Raw genomic sequence first — 21,871 nt, 5'->3', positions numbered from 1 at the left:
TGGTTGCTTTGAGCGTGCTAGGAATCAGTGCCTAAAAACGCTCGAGTAAACGATATGTGGTTTATCTTGTATTTTGCTTGGCAATTCAAAATAAACTCTTTTAGATTCTCGCTCACAGGGAATACGCAGTGTACGTCTAGCCCTTCTAAGAATTGGTTATCAGCCATATCCCAAAAACTTTGCAGCGAGTTACAAACAATGGTTCTCATATCAATGTTGCTCTTTTTGCTGTTTATATCAACGACCAGACATCAATCGCCTGCTGATCATTAACGGGTATAGCAATCCGTGCAGTAACCACTTCGATTCGCTCAAATGATTTGTGTCATAGGGCGGTCGATGTGGTCATTCCAATAAAAACATTTGTTATTTTGTTAAAGCGACCAAATTCTATACAATTTTGTTTGTGAGTTAAAGTGCATACCTAATAAATCTCATATAGAAAACGATTACATTTGCAATTATTTTTCCTTTGAAGTGAGATTTTAGTCCAAAACTTTATTTACACATTTAACGCTAAGATTTTTGAGTTACGTTGATAGTTGTACAGCCCCTGTTTTTCCATCGGTAGCTCATCAACTCCGATCTCGTAAAATCCTTGTTCACGGAACCAATGCAGGCTATGTGTGGTTAAAACGAAAATTTGGTCGATATCACGAGACTTCGATTGATGACGCATGTAGTCCAGTAATATTTGCCCGCGGTTGCCATCACGATAATCAGGATGAATAGCCACGCACGCCATCTCCGCCATATGATCTTCCGGGTATGCGTAAAGCGCTGCGCAACCGATAATCAACCCATCTTTTTCAATAATGGTAAATCGGTGGATCTCTTGCTCTAGCTGTTCTCGAGAGCGGCGCACTAAGATGCCTTGTTCTTCAAGTGGACGAATGAGGTCAAAGATGCCGCCAATGTCGTCGATCTGAGCTTGTCTTACTTGCTCGGCGCTCGCCATCACTACTTGGGTTCCAATACCATCGAAAGAGAACAGCTCTTGGATCAGGGCGCCATCCACTTTGTAGCTGATTAAGTGGCAACGAGGCACGCCTGCACGACAAGCGGAAATTGCTCCTTTTAGGAAGCGCATGGTCCCGGTGCTCATGTCTTCAACTGGATTCTGATCTTCGGTTAAGCGTGCAAGAATCTGTTTAGCATCTTTAGGAAAGAGCTCGGCGAGCACATTGCCGTTTTGATCTGTCACCCCTTGTTCAGAGCAGAAACCAATGAGCTTGTCGGCTTTTAAACGAATTGCTACTTGGGTTGCGACCTCTTCAGAGAGTAGGTTAAAGCTTTCGCCTGTCACGGAGCTGGCAATAGGGCCAAGCAACACGATAGAACCTTGGTCGAGTGTGCGATTAATCCCTTCGATATCGATTCGACGAATACGTCCGCTATGGCAATAGTCGGTGCCATCATCAACCCCTAGCGGCTGTGCCGTAATGAAGTTACCACTCATCACATTGAGTTGAGTGCCTGCCATCGGAGTATTGTTCAAACTCATCGAAAGTCGAGCAGTGATGGCAAGTTGAAGCTGTCCAGCAGCCTGCATAGCGACGCCCAAAGAATATTCATCAGTGACCCTAATATTCTTGTGATAAGGCGTATGGCAATCTTGCTTGGCGAGCAATTGGTTGATCTGCGGTCTTGCCCCGTGAACGAGAACAATTTTTACTCCAAGGCTGTGGAGCAAGGCTATATCACTAATAATGTTACCAAAGTTCCTGTCGGCAACGGCTTCGCCTCCCAACATAATGACCATGGTTTTGCCACGGTGAGCATTTACGTAAGGGGTTGATTGTCTGAAACCTTTTACTAGCGCTGTACTTCTTAATTTCACAGAACAAGTCCATTTGTTTATTTATTCGATAATTTAGCATTTAAATTCAAATTTAAACAACACCTTTTTGGAATAAAGCGCAAACTATTCTCATCTAAGCTTCATTATATAAAGTGTCTCAGTGTAGAATGCGCACAGCATCTTCATGAGTAGTAACCGAATGCCACAAGCTTCCGCACAAAAGAATAAAATCGATGAGATAACCAAAGGCCTTTACAGTGAGGCTGAGCAGCGCAACCAATCTCCATTGAAGCGTAAGATCATAGAGCGTTGCCTGATGGTATTGGCTCTGGTTGGTTCGTTTGCTGTCGTATCGCTATTTGGTGATGTCATCACACGGCTACAAGATGCAGCAACGCCAAATCATTTGTTGTATGGTACTTGGATTGAGCAAGATGTGGCTCATTATGCGACGGATGAGTTTGTGTTGAATGCCAATGGAGTGTCTGTTGCCGGATCGATTATCGCGACCAGTTTTGAATTCGATGGCAACTACTTCGAGTATAAAGCGGGAGAGCAGACGTACCGCTTCCGTATGACCAATTCTGACAACACAGAAATGACGCTGGATTCAGAGAGCCATTACAACCCAGTATTTCGCCTTAAAGGTCATATCGATCACTCAGTTCGATAGGTTATCTTCTTGTAAACTCTTACAAACTAAGATTGTGTTATCGGACCGTTTTTGTCATCCTCGATGCATAGAATTTTTAGGATGACTCTTGTGATTAAAAAATGGCTTCCCCTTGTCGCTGCCTCTGTCTTATTTGGCTGTGCTCAACCCACCGATCTCGCTCAACAACACTTTGATGATGAATTTCCTCGCACCTTAAACAAGGTCGATCAGGTTGAATCCAATAAACCAAGAGACTACACCGCATTTGCTGAGCAGGCTGAAATGGTGGTGTCTAAATCTCCTTCGATGGCGAAAATCTACGAGCCGCTATACAAGCAACTTAATGAGTGGGCGATGCTAAGTGGTGACCCAAGTGAACTCGCAAACTTTGGTGTTCAAACAGCTCAACTTGGTGGTGGTGATAAGCAGGGCAATGTGCTTTTCACCGGTTATTTCTCTCCAGTAATGGAACTGCGCCATGAAGCGAATGAAGAGTACCGTTACCCGGTGTATGGTCTGCCAGAGTGCGATAAAGAGTGTCCAACTCGTGAAGAGATCTACAATGGCGCATTAGAAGGTCAAGGTCTTGAACTTGGCTACGCTGCCAACCGTATCGACCCGTTCATGATGGAAGTACAAGGCAGTGGCTTTGTACACTTTGGTGATGATGATACCTTGCAGTATTTTGCTTACGCAGGAAAAAACAACAAAGCTTACGTGAGTATTGGTCGTGTGTTGATCGAGCGAGACTTGGTTCCCCGCGAGAAGATGTCATTGAAAGCGATCAAAGAGTGGGTGTTGGCGAATGATCCTGAAGTGGTCAAAGAGCTGTTAGAACAAAACCCATCTTTCGTTTTCTTTGAAGCAAGAGATGACCTATCGGTAATGGGTAGCGCGGGAATCCCTCTTTTACCAATGGCTGCAGTCGCAGGTGATCGCTCTATCTTACCAATGGGAACGCCGATTCTTGCAGAAGTACCACTGTTAAATGCCGACGGTACTTGGAGCGGAGCACACCAATTAAGATTGTTACTGGTTCTAGATACGGGCGGCGCGGTTAAGCAAAACCACTTGGATCTTTACCACGGTATGGGACCACGCGCAGGTACTGAAGCGGGTCACTACAAACATTTTGGCCGAGTGTGGAAATTGGGTTTAGACGGTAGTGCGACTGAAGCGCCTTGGGCTTTACCACCTGAAAAGGTCGAGTAAACGACAATAAAATAGGGCATTGAAAGCGAATCGCTAATCCCCTAGACTTTTTATTCAAGAGTGCGTATAAAACGCACTCTTTTCTTTTTCTCAGAAATAAATTGGCGGCAACAATGCGTGAATTGACCACTCCAGCTTCAGAAAACTATGACCAACGATTCGGTGGCACTCGTCGCCTGTATGGTAATAGTGAAGTCGATATACTTAGAGCGGCACATGTGTGTGTGATCGGTATTGGTGGCGTCGGTTCATGGGCGGTTGAAGCGCTTGCGCGTACTGGCGTGGGTGAGCTGACATTGATCGATATGGATGATGTGTGTGTGACGAACATCAACCGTCAGATTCACGCAATGTCGGGCACGGTCGGCAAGAGCAAAATCGAAGTGATGGCCGAGCGTGTTAAGCTGATTAACCCTGAGTGTAAAGTTAACCTGATTGACGACTTTATTGGTCCTGATAACCAGGCTGAATACCTGTCGAAAGAGTTCGATTTTGTGCTGGATGCGATCGATAGCATGAAAGCTAAAGCTTCGTTATTGGCGTATTGCCGCAGTAATAAAATCAAAGTGATCACCACTGGTGGCGCGGGTGGTCAAATCGACCCAACGCAAATTAAAGTGGCCGATTTGACTAAAACGATTCAAGATCCATTAGCGAAGAAACTGAAAGATACGCTGCGTCGTCATCATAACTTCCCTAAGAATCCTGCGCGTAAGTTTGGCATCGATTGTGTATTCTCGACTGAGCAGCTTAAATATCCTCAAGCGGATGGCAGTGTATGTGCTGCGAAAGCGACAGCCGAAGGTCCAAAACGTATGGATTGCGCGACAGGTTTTGGCGCTGCAACTGTAGTAACGGCGACGTTTGGCTTTGTTGCTGTTTCGCGCATAGTAGAAAAGCTCATTCAAAAGCACACTAAGTAACGTCTTCTATTCAATTAATAATCGACTGGATATTAAAATGACCACATTCCCAAGCTCTCCATTCGGTACTGAAATTACCAGTGATGATATCATCTCCAAGATGCAGACATTTAGCGGCTGGGAAGACCGTTATCGCCAAGTGATTCAATGGGGTAAGAAACTGCCAACGATGCCTGATGAACTGAAAAGTGAGCAGGTGATTGTCTCTGGCTGTGAAAGCCAAGTGTGGTTGGTTTCTCTGAATATCGATGGTGTTTGGCACTTTTGTGCTGATTCTGATGCGCGTATCGTTCGCGGTCTGATTGCATTAGTGATGGCTGCGTATGATGGAAAAACATCAGAGCAGGTTCAAGCGTTCGACATTGATGGCTATTTCGACAAGATTGGCTTGATTACGCATTTGAGCCCTTCCAGAGGAAACGGACTTAAAGCGATTGTTGAGCAGATCAAGAACCTCGCTAGCTCGTAACTGTCCCAATACTTTTTCACAATATTGCTTTAAAGAGATTGCAGATACTTTGTTCCTCAGTTCTGGAATGACGATTTCTAACTATATTTCGTCATTCCCTAAAGCGACGAAGGGGCATAATAAGGAATCTCGTTTGGATAGTATTGCTATTAGAGATTCCAGATACTTCGTTCCTCAGTTCTGAAATGACGAATTCTAATGGTGTTTCTCGTCATTCCCTAAAGCATATCAACGGCTTTTTCTATCGCCGCTACGAGCTTTTCAACATCATCCATGTTGTTGTAAATACCAAATGAAATTCGCACAGTTCCTTTTACTTTGAGTGCATCCATTAATGGGTGTGCACAGTGATGACCAGCACGAACGGCAATACCTTGTTGGTCGAGTAAGGTCGCAATATCTTGATGGTGAACGCCATCCATCACAAAAGTAATTACGCTCGAATTGGGCTTATAACCGAGTATTTGGATGTCGTCCAATTGACTGAGTGCTTGATAAGTTTTGTGTTGTAGCTGGTGGATATGATCTTCCACGTCTTGTTGTTCGAACTGATGTAACCACTCGATTGCTGAACTTAAAGCGATGGCACCTGCTACGTTTGGTGTGCCTGCTTCGAACTTACCAGGCAGTTCAGAAAACGTGGTGCCAGAAAAAGAGACGCGTTCAACCATTTTGCCACCGCCATGCCATGGCGGCATCGCTTCGAGCAATTCTAGTTTGCCGTAAAGCACACCAATCCCTGCAGGGGCATAAAGCTTGTGCCCAGAGAAAACGTAGAAATCCGCACCTAAAGCAGCAACATCAACTGGCTCATGAACAATGCCTTGTGCGCCATCGACCACAACAATCGCATTCATCTTGTGTGCTTTTTCGATAACTTGCTCAAGCGGTTGGCGAGAACCCGTTACATTGGTTATCTGAGCCAGAGCTACGATCTTGGTTCGTTCAGTCAACAGTGCATCAAAAGCAGCAAGGTCGAATTCGCAGTCAGATGTCATTGGGATTTTGATGATCTTAGCACCGGTTTGTTCTGCCACAATTTGCCAAGGGACAATGTTGGCGTGGTGCTCCATTTCGCTCACCAGGATTTCATCGCCCGGTTGGAGGGTACTTCTAGCGTAGGTTTGAGCGATAAGGTTAAGTGCTTCGGTGGCACCGCGAGTCCAGATAATCTCTTTCGATGAGGTTGCGCCAATAAACTGAGCGACCTTGTCTCTAGCTGCTTCAAATTGGCTGGTAGCGTGCGCGGTTAAACTATGACTGCCACGATGAACATTGGCATTCTGCTTGGAGTAATATTGGCTAATGGCATCAATAACTACCTGAGGTTTTTGTGTCGTTGCCGCGCTGTCTAAGTAAATCAATGGTTGTTGATTGATGGTTTGGGATAGCGCAGGAAACTGCTCTCGGATGTGATTGATATCAAGCATCTATTCTTACCTAAATCTTGGAAATTGGTGCCAGCGTAATGCTAAGCGGTATCATTATTTTATCGCGACTTGTTAACCGTTGCTGACTAATCTTGATGATTCCAGCTATTTTCTTGCTCTTTGACCTGATCGAACAGCTTTTGGTTAACGGGAACTTCTATCTGATGCTTATTTGCTGTTTTTATCAGGTGTCCAGTGATGAAGTCGATCTCAGTCTTTCTTTGATAAAGCATATCTTGCTTCATTGAAGAGTTGTTCTTTGCCGTCGCTTGAATAACTTTGTTGACGTTAGTTTCCAATTCGTCGAACGAGCAACTAATGCCCTCTGCCTGCATAACTTGCGTCAGCTCTTCAATGATTGCGGTTAGAGTATTACCAAAGCGTGGTTCGGACAGCTCTCCATTCTTGATTTGCTCAAGGCCAGTTAGCGGGTTGATTGCACAATTGATTGCGAGTTTGGTCCACAAAGCGGTATGTATTTCTGGGTTCCAGCTGACGTTAGGCAATGCGTGATCAAGGACATCGACTAAGAAGGTGCATTTCTTTCCAGCTTGATTAAAAGCCCCTAACTGAGTTTGACCAGCACCAGTGTGAATCACATGATTGCGGTCGGGTTTGAATGCAGCTTGAGTGGTGGTCGCTAATATGACTGGATGAGTATTAACTTGATCAGCTATGGCTTCGACAGCGCCCATGCCGTTGTGCATGAACATTAAGATAGCATCGGAGTCGATATACTGAATAAGTGGTGTGATAGCATCTTCGACTTGCCAAGCTTTTACTGTGAAGAGCACCAAATCGCTTTCTGAAAGCTTGTCTTTGTCGTTATTGCTGAAGGAAATCGAAGCTTGTTCATCAAGAGATAGCTCAACAGAAGGTTCAGAAGAACGACTCCACAAAGACACATTATGACCAGCTTGAAGCAGTTTTATTGCCCATAAAGCGCCAATCGCTCCGGGACCAACAATAGTGATGTTCACAGCAATACCGAGATAAGAAAGTAATGCAGCAATGATAGCGAGGCATTAAATGAAAGCAATAAAAAATGGCACCCGAGGGTGCCATTTTGGAAACTTTCTTAGAAGTTCGATTAGAACTTGTAAGTTACTGCAACGTAGTGACCGAAGCCAGTAGTTTTACCAGCTAGACCGTCGTCTTTAAGACCGTAAACATCTTTGTAGCCTTTTAGACCGTAACCAACAGCGAAACGATCTGAGTGCCAGTAAAGACCATTGAACATAGCACCGCCATTCGAAGTGTTTAGTGCTTTGTTATCATCATCCATACCAAATTGGTAGTCGATGTAACCTTGGTAAGAGATGAATGAGCCGTTCTCAAAGAAGTAGAATGGTTTAAACCAGTTAGCCGAAACTTGGTAACCGTTCCAGTCTTTCTTGTTTGAATCGTATGTTCCGTAAAGGTTTAAGCCAACTTTACCAAACCAAGGAACCATCACGTCAGAACCTAGACCAATTTTTTGTGTGTTGGTTGTTTCACTTGGAACACAAGTTGATTGGTCTGGAGTACAGTTTGTAGCACCGCCGCCGCCCCATTCAACTAGAGTCGCAACGTATAGTTCTTGAACTGGACCGAAAGAAAGGTCTTTACCTGTTAGTCCGTCAAGAGACATACGAGGTGCAAACTTCATGAAGATTTTTTCTGCACCATCTTTGTCGCTGCCTGGATTAGACGTTAGGTTGAATACATCAACGTAACCGTATAGATCAAAAATGCCTGAACGACCGCCGAATTCCATTTCTAGGTAGTCATGAGATGATTCACCTGGAAGCTCATCGAAAGCACCCATTAGGTTAAATTGAAGCCACTTGTAATCGTTTTTGTGGATGTCGCCGTCAGAATAATCTGCTGCCATTACTGGAGCAGAAGTCGCTGCAAGTAGGCCAAGAGTTAAAAGTGATTTACGCATAATGGAACTCTCTATGTTTAAAATAAGTAACCCGCTAATCCGTGCGTGTTTATATGTCCGAATGCCGAGCATCATAGCGATTTTGTTCTCAAATAAAAGTGAGACAGAGTGAAAATTGCAATTATTAAAGTGAGATCGATCACACTAATGATCTAAATGATGGAACTTTAACGCGGCAATGCATCTTGATGCACCTCTAATTCTATTGATTTTGTGAAATTAGATTATTTTGTAGATAAATTGGTGAATAACCGCTCTAAGCAAACGATTATACTAAATAGAGTGATATGCATATCAAAATCAACAGTATTCCTTTCTATGTAATTTCACCTCCTAAAACGACTAAATCTCTCCACGGTTGGCTCGTCCCTTTGATCTATTTTTAACCAACTTCGTAATGGTGGTGGAATCAATTGATGAACAACTCATGTGATGACTGACTAGGAATTTCAACCTAGCTACTTTTTGAATCACGGAGAATTAAAGACAGTTCACTGCACTAGATTTTGAGACAATTTTTAAAGATTAGTTATTGGACTAATCATTTGTGTGACGAACTGGTCTAACTTTTTTGGAGAGAAGACCGATGAAATATTCACCAATACTCGCGGTAGCGATATCAGCCCTGTTCATTGTTGGGTGTGATGATGACGATCAACCAACAACTCAACTTCAAGCTGTACATGCATCGCCAGATGCCCCGTTGGCTAATGTGTTAGTAAATAGTCAGGCTCGTTGGAGCGGTGTTGATTATGCTCAAGCATCCGGATATGCCTCAGTAGATCAAGGCCAAACTACTCTGCAAGTCGATGTCCAACTTCCAGGTGACGCAGTAGCGACTGTGCTTCCGCCAAGCCAATTCGATTTGAGCGGTGATCTAGATTACACCGTAATGGTGGTCGGCGATGCTGATGGTTCTAATAACCCGGTTGAGGCTTTAGTTGTTACAAGGCCTGCTGAGGGAACGGCAACAAGTTCAAGTTTAGATGTGCAAGTTGTTCACGCGGCAACAGGGGTTGGAGATGTGAACTTATATGTAACGGCACCGAATGATCCATTGGGCGCTCCGCTTGGTACTCTGGGCTATAAGGACTTTACTGACGTACTCAACATTCCAGCAGGACAATATCGTGTGAGATTAGAAACCGTGAGCGGCAGTGCTATTGCTTTTGACTCTGGAGAAATCACTCTTTCTGGCGGTAGCGAGCTAACGATTGCGGCTGTGCCAAGAGCTGATTCCAATAGCGCTTCCCCAGTAAAATTGATGGTGATGGACGGTAGTGGATCATCGTTAATCTATGACATGGCAGAAACTGCAGAAGTAAGAGTCGGGCATTTAGTCGATGGTGCACAGGATGTAGACCCATTTGTGAACGGTTCTGCATTTGCTCCACTTGCTGATTTAATGTTTAAGGAGATCCGCGGGTTTCTCGATTTAGCTGCCGGGAGTTATGACATTGATATCTTTGCTGATGGTACAACAACCAATGCATTGATTGATGCTGACGGGGTGGCTGTATTTGCTGGCATGGATTACAGCATCTATGCGGTAGGGACAGTAAGTCCACTGAATTTGGAACCACTTGTCGTTCCTGAAAACCGTCGTCCGGTAGCGACTAGTGCAGTATTGAACATTACGCATGCGGCGGCAAACCCAGTTGCAGCTTCGGTTGATATTTACTTAACTGAGAACGTAGGAATCTCTGGGAGTACTCCTGCGCTGAGTGATGTCAAATTCAAAGATTACGCGAATGGCATTTACGTGGCTGCGGGCTCTTATTATGTGACGATCACAGTCGCAGGTGACCCATCTACTGTTGCGATTGATTCGGCGCCTGCAACTTTGGCTGATGGTGTTGTGTATCAAGTGGTGGCGATTGATGATTCGATGGGAACTGGCTTTAACTTGATAGTGAGTGATACGACAGACTAGCTCCTGAACATCTGAATACAGAAAATAAAAGAGGGTAGCTTAGTGCTACCCTCTTTCTTTCGTTTGCTTTTTCTCTTATTCGTGGTTGTGTTTAGCTTTTTCTAACAAATCAGTGAAAAAGTGGCGTAACGAATAGAGCATGATCAAACTCGGTATCACCATTAATGATGTCAGTATAAAGAAGGTTGACCAGTCATTGAGGAAGTCGACCAATTCACCGCTGAAAGATGCCAACGTCGTTCGACCGAAATTTCCCAATGATGCTAGCAAGGCATATTGCGTTGCCGAGAAAGCTTGCCCTGTTAGTAGCGTTAAGAAAGAGACAAATGCCACTGTCGAAAAGGCGGTTGTGAAGTTATCGACAATAATGGTTGCCAAAAACAAGTGTTCATTGGGTCCAACTTGAGCAATCCATGCAAACATGAGGTTGCTAGCCGCCATTGCCACACCGCCGATCATCAGCCCGCGTACAATACCAAATTTCACATTGAAGACACTGCCTAACAAGGTGAAGAATATTGTTGCACCCCAGCCAATTAACTTGGAGTAATGACCGATCTGTTCGTTACTGAAACCTATCTCTTTATAGAAGGGAATCGACATTCTGCCTAAGAAGGCTTCACCTATCTTAAACAGGAAGACAAACAACAGCAGGGTAATTGCAACTTGAACACCGTTTCTCTTAAAGAAATCGTAGAAAGGCTCAAGCACTGTAACGCTTAGCCAGGCCACAACTTTAGAACCCACAACCTTATTATGGCGTTGCTGTGCTTCTTTTTGTAGCGCTTCGCGTTGTGTTGTTGGTTCCCCAACAAATAATGTGAATAGCATTAGAATAGCGACAATACCAGCCATGCCGTAATACACCCCATTCCATCCAATAGAATCAGCGTTAACGAAGGCTAGGTAGCCTGGTAGAGAGTACCCTGTCCACCAACCAATTACTGCCATTGCAGAAGCTTGCGGCAGTTTTGATGCTTCGGATTTTGGGAAGGTATCAATACGAAATGCATCAATCGCGATGTCTTGCGTGGCTGAGGCAATGGCAATAGCGAGCGCCAACATTGAAGTAAACGCCAAGTTCTCTGCGGGATTGACGCCTGCAATGAATAAGGTACCGATTAAAACAATGGTTTGGCAGAAAAAGATCCAACTGCGTCGCTGGCCGAGTATTGCGTGAAGCACCGGCAGTTTTACTCGGTCGACCAATGGTGCCCATAGAAAGTTAATCGCATACACGGCAAACACACTACCAAAGTAGCCGATGGCAGCACGCGTTAAACCTGCATCTTTTAGCCAACCAGACATATTGGATCCAATAAGAACCCATGGGAAGCCACTCGAACAGCCGAGCATAAACACCCAAAGTAGGCGTTTATCTAGGTAGCTGCGGAAAGTCTGCATCCAAGAAAGAGAGGGAGTGCCTGATGACATAGGGCGTCCTTGTGTAGAAAAACGCCCTTAAGAAATAAGGGCGTTAGATTGGATTACTTAAGAAGGGTCACTTTAGTGATGACGATTGGGTCGACTGGGATGTCTGACATGCGGCCCATTCGTTTAGTTGGAATGGTTGCCATCTTTTGAACAACATCAAAACCTTCAGTTACTTTGCCGAATACAGCGTAGCCTGGGTTGCCACCTTTGGCGTTCAAGAAATCATTATCAGAGAAGTTAATGAAGAACTGACGAGTTGCAGAATCTGGCGCATTAGTACGAGCCATCGCGATTGTTGCTGTATCGTTCTTCAAGCCATTGCTGCCTTCATTCTTGATAGGAGCGTAAGTTGCTTGTTGATTCATCTCTTGATCGAAGCCGCCACCTTGCGCCATAAAGCCAGGAATAACACGGTGGAAGATAGTGCCTTCGTAGCTGCCGTCAGCAACGTATTTTAGAAAGTTCTCCGCACTAACCGGTGCTTGTTCTTGGTTAAGCTCAATAGTGAAGTCGCCTAATGTTGTTTCCACGTTTACTTTAGGACCAGCCCAAACGCTCACGCTCACTAGCATTAATGCGATAGAAGATAAAATACGACCCATTAGAAACGTTCCTTCATGTAAGTTTGTAGCTCTTGGTCGTTAGCGATCTCAGTAAGAACCAAGTTGATCACGTCATTAAGAACCATAGAGATGTCGTCGTTTGATGCGCTCAATGCACCAGTGCGTGTTGCAGTACCGTTGAATGTTTTAACTAGTTTGCCTTCAGGCGTTTCAGCGGTAACTTCAAGCGTTACTTTACCGTCCATTTTGTTTTCCATAATGGTGTGTTCTACGGTCACAAGTGCCTCTTGAATCTCTAAAATAATCGAGTTTTCACTGTTTACGCTCGCACGAAAACCTTGAGACTCTAACTGCTGTGCAACAGCATTTTCTAGAGAAATACGCATGTTTTGCTTAGCGTGAATTGGTTGAATGTTTGAACGGCCACTATCAACCAATGCAACATATTGAGCAGCACGCACATCTTTACTGGTTAGTGTGTATGTTTTGTCTTGTACAAGGTTGCTTGAGCTTAGTGAAGCTTCTGGCATTACATTGATCTGTTCTTGCTGAGGGGCTGAACATGCTGTCAAAGCCATAATAGAAGCAGCCAAAATCAGTTTTTTCATTCCTTTATCCTTTCTAAATTCACACCAGAAGCTCGGTATCTTAAATTCTTGTGAAGTCGTTTCTGCTTATTTATTAAAATTCGCAGGTTCTCTTGTTGCTTGTAATATCTCAAATTTTTGGTTTAGTTCAAGCGTTTCAACGTTAGCTTCACCAAATAGTCTTGCTAGTTTGACATCGTATCCGAGGTGTCGGTTGCCAATAACAATTAATTTGCCTCCATTGCTTAGAACATGCTTTGCATCACAGAACATTTGCCACGCAATGTGATCCGTAATCGCTTGTTGCTGATGGAATGGAGGATTACACATCACTAAGTAGGTGCTGTTTTTCTTAAAGCCATCTAAACAGTTGTTGGCGATGAACTGGAAGTTGCCTTCTTCACCAAGGTTATCCTTGACGTTTTGGCGCGCCGATTCGACCGCCATAAAGCTTTCATCCACACAGGTGATACGAGCTTGTGGGTTCAATTGCCCTGCTTTTACACTCAATACACCGTTGCCACAGCCAAGATCGATGATATGACGCAGCTCGGGATCTTGTGGGATGTGCTCTAGCATATAGCGAGCGCCCTGATCGAGTGCTTCCCCTGAGTAAACATTTGGTAAATTTTTCAATCGGATATCTTCACCGTCTACATCCCATTCAACAAAAGGCTCTACCGTTTGAATTGGCTGGCAGTTTGGTGATGAGAATACTAAGCGGTGTTTTTTCTTCGCTAGTGATGTTTTGGTTTCACCTAGGTATTTTTCGAACAGATTAAGCGTAGAGGTGTGAATCTCTTTTACCTTGTTGACGCCGATCACTTGGCAGCCTTCAGGCAAAGCTTGGCGTAGCTGGCTCAATTGCCAGATTAGGTGACGATTTGTTTTTGGCAGCTGCATGATCACAAGATCGATACCGTGTGGGATATCATCCATCGTGTTCAAGAAGTTCACTCGGTTACTTTGATTGCGCTGCAAGTTTTTCAGGGCGCCACGGTGAGAGATAAATGAGTCGCTCATCATAGTGACATCATGATCTTTCGAGAACCAAGTCGATAGGGCACCGAAGCTGTCGTTCATGATCAGGATATGTTTGCCAGGTTCAAGGTTCATATCTTCGACATGACTGATCAGGTATTCGTCGCCCGCATCCCAAGCTTGAAGGGTTTCATTTGAACGTTTCGGGAAACGATGTAAGGTCAAAGTTCTGTCGTGAAGGGTAAGTTCGGTTTTCATTGCTTGAGATACTTATGTAAGAAATAACAAAGATATTGTCTCAAATGCAGGCTGAACAAGATAGAAAAAACTCAACCAAACCTATGCCATTCGCTATCAAATACTCAGACACTCGACCTGTTAGGGTTTATACTCACCCCACGGATAATGCCAATACGTTATTAAGGAATCACAATGATCCAAGAAGTTATCGAAACAAAATTGCACAATGAGTTTTCACCAAGTCATTTAAACGTGGTCAATGAGAGCTATATGCACAATGTTCCGGCCGGTTCTGAGAGTCATTTTAAAGTGATTGTTGTCAGTGATGTGTTTGAAGGATTGCGCCTTATTGCTCGTCATCGAGCGGTAAATAAAGCACTTTCAGAAGAGTTAGCGAACAATATTCACGCATTGTCCATTCACACTTATACAAAAGATGAATGGATGAAGCAGCTCGATAACGTGCCAGATAGCCCGATGTGCATGGGTGGCGGTAAGTAAGAAAGCTTACGAATATAGAAGAGGTGGCTATGCCGCCTTTTTTGTCGTCAAATTCATCTGTTTTTCGTTGTTATATCACTCAAACTGATGGTAAATCGAACGGCTGAAAATACCTACAATGAGTAATGTTTTTATTAACAGTGTTTCAACATAAATCTTAAAATAATAGTTTGTGACAGAGTATTAATCTCTTGTTTAAAACAGGTTTCAAAAGCCATTTTATCTGTGCGGCTCGTCAAATTTATACATATTTGAGAGTCCATATGCTTCAAATCTCACCAAATAAAGGCCGTATTCAAGTTATTGGTCATGGCATCAAGTTGTCAAAAAATGCTAGAATACGGCACCTGATAAATCTCACATAATCTTTGTGATGAGTTTATTAATGTAATGTTGCGATTTTGGTATCTCAAATTTACCAAAACCGGACACTGTAATGTCGTGTCTAAGGGCGATTTTAAAACGTCCCGAATTTACGCAATTAAAAGAATCTTTTTCCCGATAAAGTAGTGCAAGTGCGTATGATTACAATAAAGAAGGGTTTGGATCTTCCTATCGCAGGAACTCCATCCCAGGTGATTAATGATGGTAAGTCCATCACTAAAGTCGCCTTGCTTGGCGAAGAGTACGTTGGTATGCGTCCTACGATGCATGCTCGCGTTGGTGATGAAGTGAAGAAAGGCCAAGTTCTTTTTGCAGATAAAAAGAATCCAGGTGTTGTATTTACTTCTCCAGCAAGCGGTAAAGTTATTGAAGTGAACCGTGGTGCTAAGCGTGTTCTTCAATCAGTAGTGATTGAAGTAGCAGGCAATGAGCAAATCACGTTCAATAGCTATGAAGCTAACCAACTAGTAGGCCTTGACCGTGAAACGGTTAAAGCTCAGTTAGTTGAGTCTGGCGCATGGACCGCTTTGCGAACTCGTCCGTTCAGCAAGGTTCCAGCAGTTGATTCTGAAACTCAGGCTATTTTCGTTACTGCTATGGATACTAATCCGCTAGCAGCTGAGCCAGAATTAATCATTAACGAGCAGTCTGATGCTTTCGTTGCTGGTTTAGATCTTCTTTCAACTCTGACTAACGGTAAAGTGTACGTTTGTAAAAAAGGTACTAGCTTACCTCGTTCAGCTCAGTCTAACGTTGAAGAACATGTTTTTGATGGCCCACACCCTGCAGGTCTTGCAGGCACGCATATGCATTACCTATATCCGGTAAATGCACAAAATGTAGCGTGGAGCATTAACTACCAAGATGTTATCGCATTCGGTAAGCTTTTCCTTACTGGTGAGATTTACTCTGAGCGTGTTGTTTCTCTGGCTGGTCCAGTGGTGAACAACCCACGTCTAGTTCGTACTCAAATTGGTGCTAGCCTTGAAGAGTTGACAGACAGCGAGTTAATGCCAGGCGAAGTTCGTGTGATTTCTGGTTCTGTACTTACGGGTACTGAAGCAACAGGTCCACATGCTTTCCTTGGTCGTTACCATCAGCAAGTTTCTGTTCTACGTGAAGGTCGTGATAAAGAGCTATTCGGCTGGGCTATGCCTGGTAAGAACAAGTTCTCTGTTACTCGTTCATTCCTTGGTCACCTGTTTAAAGGTCAGTTGTTCAACATGACAACGACAACAAACGGTAGTGACCGCTCAATGGTTCCAATTGGTAACTACGAGCGCGTAATGCCTCTAGATATGGAACCTACATTGCTGCTTCGTGATCTATGTGCAGGCGACATTGATAGTGCTCAAGCACTTGGTGCGCTAGAGCTAGACGAAGAAGATGTAGCATTGTGTACCTTTGTATGTCCAGGTAAGTACGAGTACGGTCAACTACTTCGTGAATGCCTAGATACGATTGAGAAGGAAGGGTAATTTTCATGGGCCTTAAAAAGTTTCTTGAAGACATCGAGCATCATTTTGAGCCAGGTGGTAAACACGAGAAGTGGTTTGCGCTTTACGAAGCAGCAGCGACAGTGTTCTACACGCCAGGTCTTATTACAAAGAAAAGCTCGCACGTTCGTGATAGCGTTGATTTAAAACGTATCATGATCATGGTTTGGTTCGCGGTATTCCCAGCAATGTTCTGGGGTATGTACAACGCGGGTGGCCAAGCTATCGCAGCACTTAACCATATGTACGCAGGCGCTGAACTAGCATCTGTTATCAGTGGTAACTGGCACTACTGGCTAACCGAAATGCTTGGCGCCTCCTTAGGAGCCGATGCAGGTGTTGGCAGTAAGATGCTACTTGGTGCGACATACTTCCTACCTATCTACGCAACGGTATTCATCGTTGGTGGTTTCTGGGAAGTTCTGTTCTGTATGGTGCGTAAGCACGAAGTAAACGAAGGTTTCTTTGTTACTTCTATCTTATTCGCGCTTATCGTTCCGCCAACACTTCCTCTATGGCAAGCAGCACTAGGTATTACCTTCGGTGTTGTAGTCGCTAAAGAGATCTTCGGTGGTACGGGTCGTAACTTCCTGAACCCTGCACTTGCTGGTCGTGCGTTCCTATTCTTTGCATACCCTGCACAGATTTCAGGTGACGTAGTTTGGACTGCTGCAGATGGTTTCTCTGGTGCAACTGCTCTTAGCCAATGGGCTCAAGGCGGCGGTAGCGCACTAATGAACGTAACATCTGGTGAAGCAATCACTTGGATGGATGCATTCATTGGTAACATCCCAGGTTCTATCGGTGAAGTATCGACTCTAGCACTTATGATCGGTGCTGCGATGATCGTTTACATGCGTATCGCTTCATGGCGCATCATTGCTGGTGTAATGATCGGTATGATTGCTGTGTCTACGCTGTTTAATGTGATCGGTTCTGATACTAACGCAATGTTCAGCATGCCTTGGCACTGGCACCTAGTTCTAGGTGGCTTCGCATTCGGTATGTTCTTCATGGCGACTGACCCAGTATCAGCTTCATTTACCAACAAAGGTAAGTGGTGGTACGGCATCCTAATCGGCGCAATGTGTGTAATGATTCGTGTAGTTAACCCTGCATACCCAGAAGGCATGATGCTTGCGATTCTATTCGCAAACCTATTTGCTCCTCTGTTTGACCACGTTGTAATCGAGAAGAACATTAAGCGGAGACTAGCGCGCTATGGCAAGTAATAACGATAGCATTAAAAAGACGCTGTTTGTTGTTATCGCATTGAGCCTAGTGTGCTCAATCATCGTTTCAACAGCTGCAGTTGTTCTTAAACCTAAGCAACAAGCTAACGCAGTTCTGGATCAGCAAACTAAGATCCTTGAAGTTGCGGGCATTGAACTTGCGGGTAATATCCCTGAACTGTACGCAGAGAACATTGAACCTCGTCTAGTTGATTTCGCTACTGGCGATTTCGTTGACGGCGATGCTGCTGCATACGACCAACGTAAAGCGGCAAAAGATCCAGCTCAGTCAATCAAGCTTTCAGCTGAAGATGACATCGCTAAGATCCTTCGTCGTGCTAACACGGGTACTGTATACCTTGTGAAAGATGGCGCTGAAACTTCTAAAGTTATCATCCCTGTTCACGGTAACGGTCTATGGTCAATGATGTACGCATTCGTTGCGGTAGAAACTGATGGCAACACAGTTTCTGGTATCACTTACTACGAGCAAGGTGAAACTCCTGGACTTGGTGGTGAAGTTGAGAACCCAACTTGGCGCGCTCAATTCGTTGGTAAGAAATTATTCGACGAAAACCACAAACCTGCTATTCAGGTTGTTAAAGGTGGCGCTCCTCAAGGTTCTGAGCACGGTGTAGATGGCCTTTCTGGTGCAACACTGACTAGCGTTGGTGTTCAACATACATTTGACTTCTGGTTAGGTGATATGGGCTTTGGTCCGTTCCTAGCAAAAGTTCGTGACGGAGGTCTGAACTAATGTCTAGTGCAAAAGAAATTAAAAAGAGCATCTTAGCGCCGGTGTTGGACAACAACCCAATCGCGCTACAGGTTCTTGGTGTGTGTTCTGCTCTTGCGGTAACCACTAAGCTAGAAACAGCATTTGTTATGACTATCGCGGTAATGTTTGTTACTGCTCTGTCTAACTTCTTCGTTTCTTTGATCCGTAACCACATTCCTAACAGTGTGCGTATCATCGTTCAGATGGCAATTATCGCATCACTAGTAATCGTGGTAGACCAAGTGCTAAAAGCATACCTATACGATATCTCTAAGCAGCTATCTGTATTCGTAGGCCTAATCATTACTAACTGTATTGTAATGGGTCGTGCTGAAGCATTCGCAATGAAGTCTGCGCCAATCCCATCTCTAATCGATGGTCTTGGTAACGGTCTTGGTTACGGTTTCGTTCTTATCACTGTTGGTTTCTTCCGTGAGCTTCTAGGCTCTGGCAAACTATTTGGTATGGAAGTACTACCTCTAGTGAGCAACGGTGGTTGGTATCAGCCAAACGGCTTGATGCTTCTAGCACCTTCTGCATTCTTCCTAATTGGTTTCTTGATTTGGGCAATTCGTGTGTTCAAACCAGAACAAGTAGAAGCGAAGGGGTAAGGTAGTCATGGAACATTATATTAGTCTGCTAGTTAAATCGATTTTCATCGAAAACATGGCGCTTTCTTTCTTCCTAGGTATGTGTACATTCCTAGCGGTATCTAAGAAAGTTAAAACTTCTTTTGGTCTTGGTGTTGCGGTAGTTGTAGTACTTACAATCGCTGTTCCTGTAAACAACCTTGTTTACACACACATCCTGAAAGAAAACGCGCTTGTTGAAGGTGTCGATTTAAGTTTCCTTAACTTCATCGCATTCATCGGTGTTATCGCGGCACTTGTACAAATCCTAGAGATGGTTCTAGACCGTTTCTTCCCACCTTTGTACAACGCACTAGGTATCTTCCTTCCACTGATCACAGTTAACTGTGCAATCTTTGGTGGTGTATCTTTCATGGTAACTCGTGACTACAACTTTGCTGAATCTGTTGTTTACGGCTTCGGTTCTGGTGTGGGTTGGATGTTAGCTATCGTTGCTCTTGCGGGTATCCGTGAGAAGATGAAGTACTCTGACGTACCTCCAGGTCTTCGTGGCCTTGGTATCACGTTCATTACTGTTGGTCTGATGGCGTTAGGCTTTATGTCTTTCTCTGGTGTTCAACTGTAGGGTAAGCACCCAGTAATAAGGAATAACAAATGCAAAGCATTATTCTTGGCGTAGCGATGTTTACCATTATTGTATTGGCTCTAGTACTAGTGATTCTTTTCGCTAAGTCTAAGCTAGTACCATCAGGTGACATCACTATTGCTGTAAACGGCGACCCTGAAAAGGCGATCGTTACTCAACCTGGTAGCAAGCTACTTGGTGCCCTAGCTGGCGCTGGTATCTTCGTATCTTCTGCTTGTGGTGGCGGTGGCTCTTGTGGTCAGTGTCGTGTAAAAGTTAAGTCTGGTGGTGGCGACATCCTTCCAACTGAACTTGATCACATCACAAAAGGCGAAGCTCGCGAAGGCGAACGTCTTGCATGTCAAGTTGCTATGAAAACTGACATGGAGATTGAACTAGACGAAGATATCTTTGGTGTTAAAAAGTGGGAATGTACTGTTATCTCGAATAACAACGAAGCTACTTTCATCAAAGAACTGGCTCTAGCTATCCCTGAAGGTGAAGAAGTTCCGTTCCGCGCGGGTGGTTACATTCAGATTGAAGCTGAACCACATCACGTGAAATACGCAGATTACGATATTCCTGAGGAATACCGTGGTGACTGGGATAAGTTCAACTTGTTCCGTTACGAGTCTATCGTTAAAGAGCATTCGATCCGTGCTTACTCTATGGCTTCATACCCAGAAGAGAAAGGCATCATCAAGCTTAACGTGCGTATCGCAACTCCGCCGCCAAATAACCCTGATGTAGCTCCTGGTGTGATGTCTTCATACATCTGGTCTCTTAAAGAAGGCGACAAATGTACTATTTCTGGTCCATTTGGTGAGTTCTTTGCTAAAGACACAGATAATGAAATGGTATTCATCGGTGGTGGTGCAGGTATGGCGCCAATGCGTTCACATATCTTCGACCAACTTAAGCGTCTTAACTCTACTCGTAAAATGTCTTACTGGTACGGTGCACGTTCTAAGCGTGAGATGTTCTACATTGAAGATTTCGATGGCCTAGCGGCTGCAAACGAGAACTTCGTGTGGCACTGTGCTCTGTCTGATCCTCAACCAGAGGACAACTGGGACGGTTACACAGGCTTCATCCACAACGTATTGTACGAAAACTACCTGAAGGATCACGAAGCTCCTGAAGACTGTGAGTACTACATGTGTGGTCCACCAATGATGAACGCGGCTGTTATCGGCATGCTGAAAGATCTTGGTGTAGAAGATGAAAACATCCTACTAGATGACTTCGGTGGTTAATCCATTTAAGTGATTGATATTATGGCTGACTCTCACGAGTCAGCCATTTGTTTTTCTAAGACTATTTTTGACAACATACTGGCTTATATAAGAAAGAGTAAGGCATTCAAAATACCTATTTTTTACTCTTATTTTTCCTTATATAAATCCTCAACATTAGACAGGAGTAAGCAAGTGAGAATTTGGCTTGTTGCATTAACTTCTTTGATTTTTCTTGCGGGCTGCGAGCAGGCAAGAGAGCAAGTGCATTTAAGTGGCCCGACTATGGGTACCAGTTACAATATTAAATACATCAATGGTGATGAATTTCCTGAGTCTAATGAAGTTCATACTGAGATCGATCGTCTACTTGAAGAAGTGAATGATCAAATGTCGACTTACCGTGAAGATTCAGAGCTGAGCCGTTTCAACCAACACAAAGGCGCGGACGCATTCGAAGTCTCTGAACAAACCGCTATTGTTGTGAAAGAAGCCATTCGTTTGAACGGTCTTACTGAAGGAGCGTTGGACGTTACGGTTGGTCCATTAGTTAATCTTTGGGGTTTTGGTCCTGAAGCGCGTCCGGAAGTAGTTCCATCAGATGAAGAGCTTGCTGCTCGTAAAGCTAAAGTCGGTATTCACCACTTGAGCGTTGAAGGCAACAAGCTAACTAAAGATTTGTCTAATTTGTATGTTGACCTGTCAACCATTGCAAAAGGTTGGGGCGTTGATGTTGTTGCTGATTACCTTGATTCAATTGGTATTCACAACTACATGGTAGAAGTCGGCGGTGAAATCCGTTTAAAAGGCCTTAACCGCGAAAGTGTAGGCTGGCGTATTGCCATCGAAAAGCCAAGTATTGACGAGCGCAACAT

At 44.2% G+C, this 21,871-nt stretch carries 22 protein-coding genes; 13 read left to right on the top strand and 9 right to left on the bottom strand.

The window, feature by feature from the left end; translation table 11 throughout:
- Positions 1 to 17: 17 nt before the first annotated feature.
- Together A142_RS11970 and argA are read right to left on the bottom strand one after the other, a co-directional pair.
- Entirely contained in the window at positions 18 to 209 is a 192-nt protein-coding gene (locus A142_RS11970; protein ID WP_008223046.1) for a hypothetical protein, read from the bottom strand.
- Positions 210 to 502: 293 nt separating this feature from the next.
- On the bottom strand, positions 503 to 1,840 hold the full coding sequence (gene argA, locus A142_RS11965) for an amino-acid N-acetyltransferase (RefSeq protein ID WP_019823870.1): 1,338 nt from the start codon (positions 1,838 to 1,840) through the stop codon (positions 503 to 505).
- A gap of 160 nt (positions 1,841 to 2,000) precedes the next feature.
- Here argA and A142_RS11960 point away from each other — a divergent pair, with 160 nt between their 5' ends.
- From A142_RS11960 to csdE, 4 genes are all read left to right on the top strand, one after another.
- Positions 2,001 to 2,474 (top strand): DUF2850 domain-containing protein, encoded by a 474-nt coding sequence (locus tag A142_RS11960; protein ID WP_029405557.1) that lies wholly within the window; start codon positions 2,001 to 2,003, stop codon positions 2,472 to 2,474.
- Positions 2,475 to 2,555: 81 nt separating this feature from the next.
- Positions 2,556 to 3,668, top strand: coding sequence for a murein transglycosylase A (mltA, locus tag A142_RS11955; protein ID WP_019823866.1), 1,113 nt, complete (start codon positions 2,556 to 2,558; stop codon positions 3,666 to 3,668).
- Between the two features lie 113 nt (positions 3,669 to 3,781).
- A complete protein-coding gene (gene tcdA, locus A142_RS11950; RefSeq protein WP_019823865.1) occupies positions 3,782 to 4,591 on the top strand; it encodes a tRNA cyclic N6-threonylcarbamoyladenosine(37) synthase TcdA in 810 nt (269 codons plus the stop codon).
- A gap of 37 nt (positions 4,592 to 4,628) precedes the next feature.
- Positions 4,629 to 5,060 carry a cysteine desulfurase sulfur acceptor subunit CsdE gene (gene csdE / locus A142_RS11945; RefSeq protein ID WP_019823863.1) on the top strand — a complete coding sequence of 144 codons (432 nt, stop codon included), beginning with the start codon at positions 4,629 to 4,631 and terminating at the stop codon, positions 5,058 to 5,060.
- A gap of 218 nt (positions 5,061 to 5,278) precedes the next feature.
- On the opposite strand, the gene csdA is transcribed toward csdE, so the two are convergent.
- From csdA to A142_RS11930, 3 genes are all read right to left on the bottom strand, one after another.
- The gene (csdA, locus tag A142_RS11940; protein ID WP_019823861.1) at positions 5,279 to 6,490 is read right to left on the bottom strand and encodes a cysteine desulfurase CsdA; all 1,212 of its coding nucleotides are present in this window, start codon (positions 6,488 to 6,490) and stop codon (positions 5,279 to 5,281) included.
- Positions 6,491 to 6,576: 86 nt separating this feature from the next.
- Positions 6,577 to 7,470, bottom strand: a complete 894-nt coding sequence (gene panE, locus A142_RS11935) for a 2-dehydropantoate 2-reductase (protein ID WP_019823860.1) — start codon at positions 7,468 to 7,470, stop codon at positions 6,577 to 6,579.
- A 110-nt stretch (positions 7,471 to 7,580) separates the two neighbouring features.
- Positions 7,581 to 8,417, bottom strand: a complete 837-nt coding sequence (locus A142_RS11930; protein WP_029405556.1) for an outer membrane protein OmpK — start codon at positions 8,415 to 8,417, stop codon at positions 7,581 to 7,583.
- A gap of 586 nt (positions 8,418 to 9,003) precedes the next feature.
- Between A142_RS11930 and A142_RS11925 the strand changes: the two genes are divergently transcribed.
- A complete protein-coding gene (locus A142_RS11925) occupies positions 9,004 to 10,350 on the top strand; it encodes a DUF4397 domain-containing protein (RefSeq protein ID WP_019823856.1) in 1,347 nt (448 codons plus the stop codon).
- 75 nt (positions 10,351 to 10,425) lie between these two features.
- On the opposite strand, the gene A142_RS11920 is transcribed toward A142_RS11925, so the two are convergent.
- The 4 genes from A142_RS11920 to A142_RS11905 form a co-directional block, all read right to left on the bottom strand.
- Positions 10,426 to 11,784, bottom strand: a complete 1,359-nt coding sequence (locus A142_RS11920) for an AmpG family muropeptide MFS transporter (protein ID WP_019823854.1) — start codon at positions 11,782 to 11,784, stop codon at positions 10,426 to 10,428.
- Positions 11,785 to 11,837: 53 nt separating this feature from the next.
- Positions 11,838 to 12,386 (bottom strand): peptidylprolyl isomerase, encoded by a 549-nt coding sequence (locus tag A142_RS11915; protein ID WP_019823852.1) that lies wholly within the window; start codon positions 12,384 to 12,386, stop codon positions 11,838 to 11,840.
- A complete protein-coding gene (locus tag A142_RS11910) occupies positions 12,386 to 12,955 on the bottom strand; it encodes a YajG family lipoprotein (RefSeq protein WP_019823849.1) in 570 nt (189 codons plus the stop codon). Before A142_RS11910 ends, A142_RS11915 begins: the two co-directional genes overlap by 1 nt.
- Before the next feature lie 66 nt (positions 12,956 to 13,021).
- Positions 13,022 to 14,173 carry a methyltransferase gene (locus A142_RS11905; protein ID WP_019823848.1) on the bottom strand — a complete coding sequence of 384 codons (1,152 nt, stop codon included), beginning with the start codon at positions 14,171 to 14,173 and terminating at the stop codon, positions 13,022 to 13,024.
- Between the two features lie 174 nt (positions 14,174 to 14,347).
- Between A142_RS11905 and bolA the strand changes: the two genes are divergently transcribed.
- From bolA to A142_RS11865, 8 genes are all read left to right on the top strand, one after another.
- Positions 14,348 to 14,656 (top strand): transcriptional regulator BolA, encoded by a 309-nt coding sequence (gene bolA, locus A142_RS11900; protein WP_017064186.1) that lies wholly within the window; start codon positions 14,348 to 14,350, stop codon positions 14,654 to 14,656.
- A 521-nt stretch (positions 14,657 to 15,177) separates the two neighbouring features.
- The gene (locus A142_RS11895) at positions 15,178 to 16,518 is read left to right on the top strand and encodes a Na(+)-translocating NADH-quinone reductase subunit A (protein ID WP_019823845.1); all 1,341 of its coding nucleotides are present in this window, start codon (positions 15,178 to 15,180) and stop codon (positions 16,516 to 16,518) included.
- Positions 16,519 to 16,523: 5 nt separating this feature from the next.
- The gene (locus tag A142_RS11890) at positions 16,524 to 17,768 is read left to right on the top strand and encodes an NADH:ubiquinone reductase (Na(+)-transporting) subunit B (RefSeq protein ID WP_017067139.1); all 1,245 of its coding nucleotides are present in this window, start codon (positions 16,524 to 16,526) and stop codon (positions 17,766 to 17,768) included.
- Complete coding sequence (locus A142_RS11885) at positions 17,758 to 18,525, top strand: Na(+)-translocating NADH-quinone reductase subunit C (protein ID WP_019823841.1); 768 nt, start codon at positions 17,758 to 17,760, stop codon at positions 18,523 to 18,525. The genes A142_RS11890 and A142_RS11885 overlap by 11 nt, the downstream gene beginning before the upstream one ends.
- Entirely contained in the window at positions 18,525 to 19,157 is a 633-nt protein-coding gene (locus tag A142_RS11880; RefSeq protein WP_008223083.1) for an NADH:ubiquinone reductase (Na(+)-transporting) subunit D, read from the top strand. Before A142_RS11885 ends, A142_RS11880 begins: the two co-directional genes overlap by 1 nt.
- Before the next feature lie 7 nt (positions 19,158 to 19,164).
- Positions 19,165 to 19,761 (top strand): NADH:ubiquinone reductase (Na(+)-transporting) subunit E, encoded by a 597-nt coding sequence (gene nqrE / locus A142_RS11875; RefSeq protein ID WP_009848375.1) that lies wholly within the window; start codon positions 19,165 to 19,167, stop codon positions 19,759 to 19,761.
- Between the two features lie 29 nt (positions 19,762 to 19,790).
- Positions 19,791 to 21,017, top strand: a complete 1,227-nt coding sequence (nqrF, locus tag A142_RS11870; RefSeq protein WP_017631923.1) for an NADH:ubiquinone reductase (Na(+)-transporting) subunit F — start codon at positions 19,791 to 19,793, stop codon at positions 21,015 to 21,017.
- Positions 21,018 to 21,191: 174 nt separating this feature from the next.
- A partial coding sequence (locus tag A142_RS11865) for an FAD:protein FMN transferase (RefSeq protein ID WP_069591567.1) occupies positions 21,192 to 21,871 on the top strand: 680 nt, incomplete at its 3' end.

The organism is Vibrio splendidus 12E03, assembly GCF_000272105.2.
Classification (GTDB): Bacteria; Pseudomonadota; Gammaproteobacteria; order Enterobacterales; family Vibrionaceae; genus Vibrio; species Vibrio splendidus_I.
The sequence above is the reverse complement of the archived record's forward strand: the minus strand, read 5'-3'. Positions and strand labels throughout refer to the sequence as shown.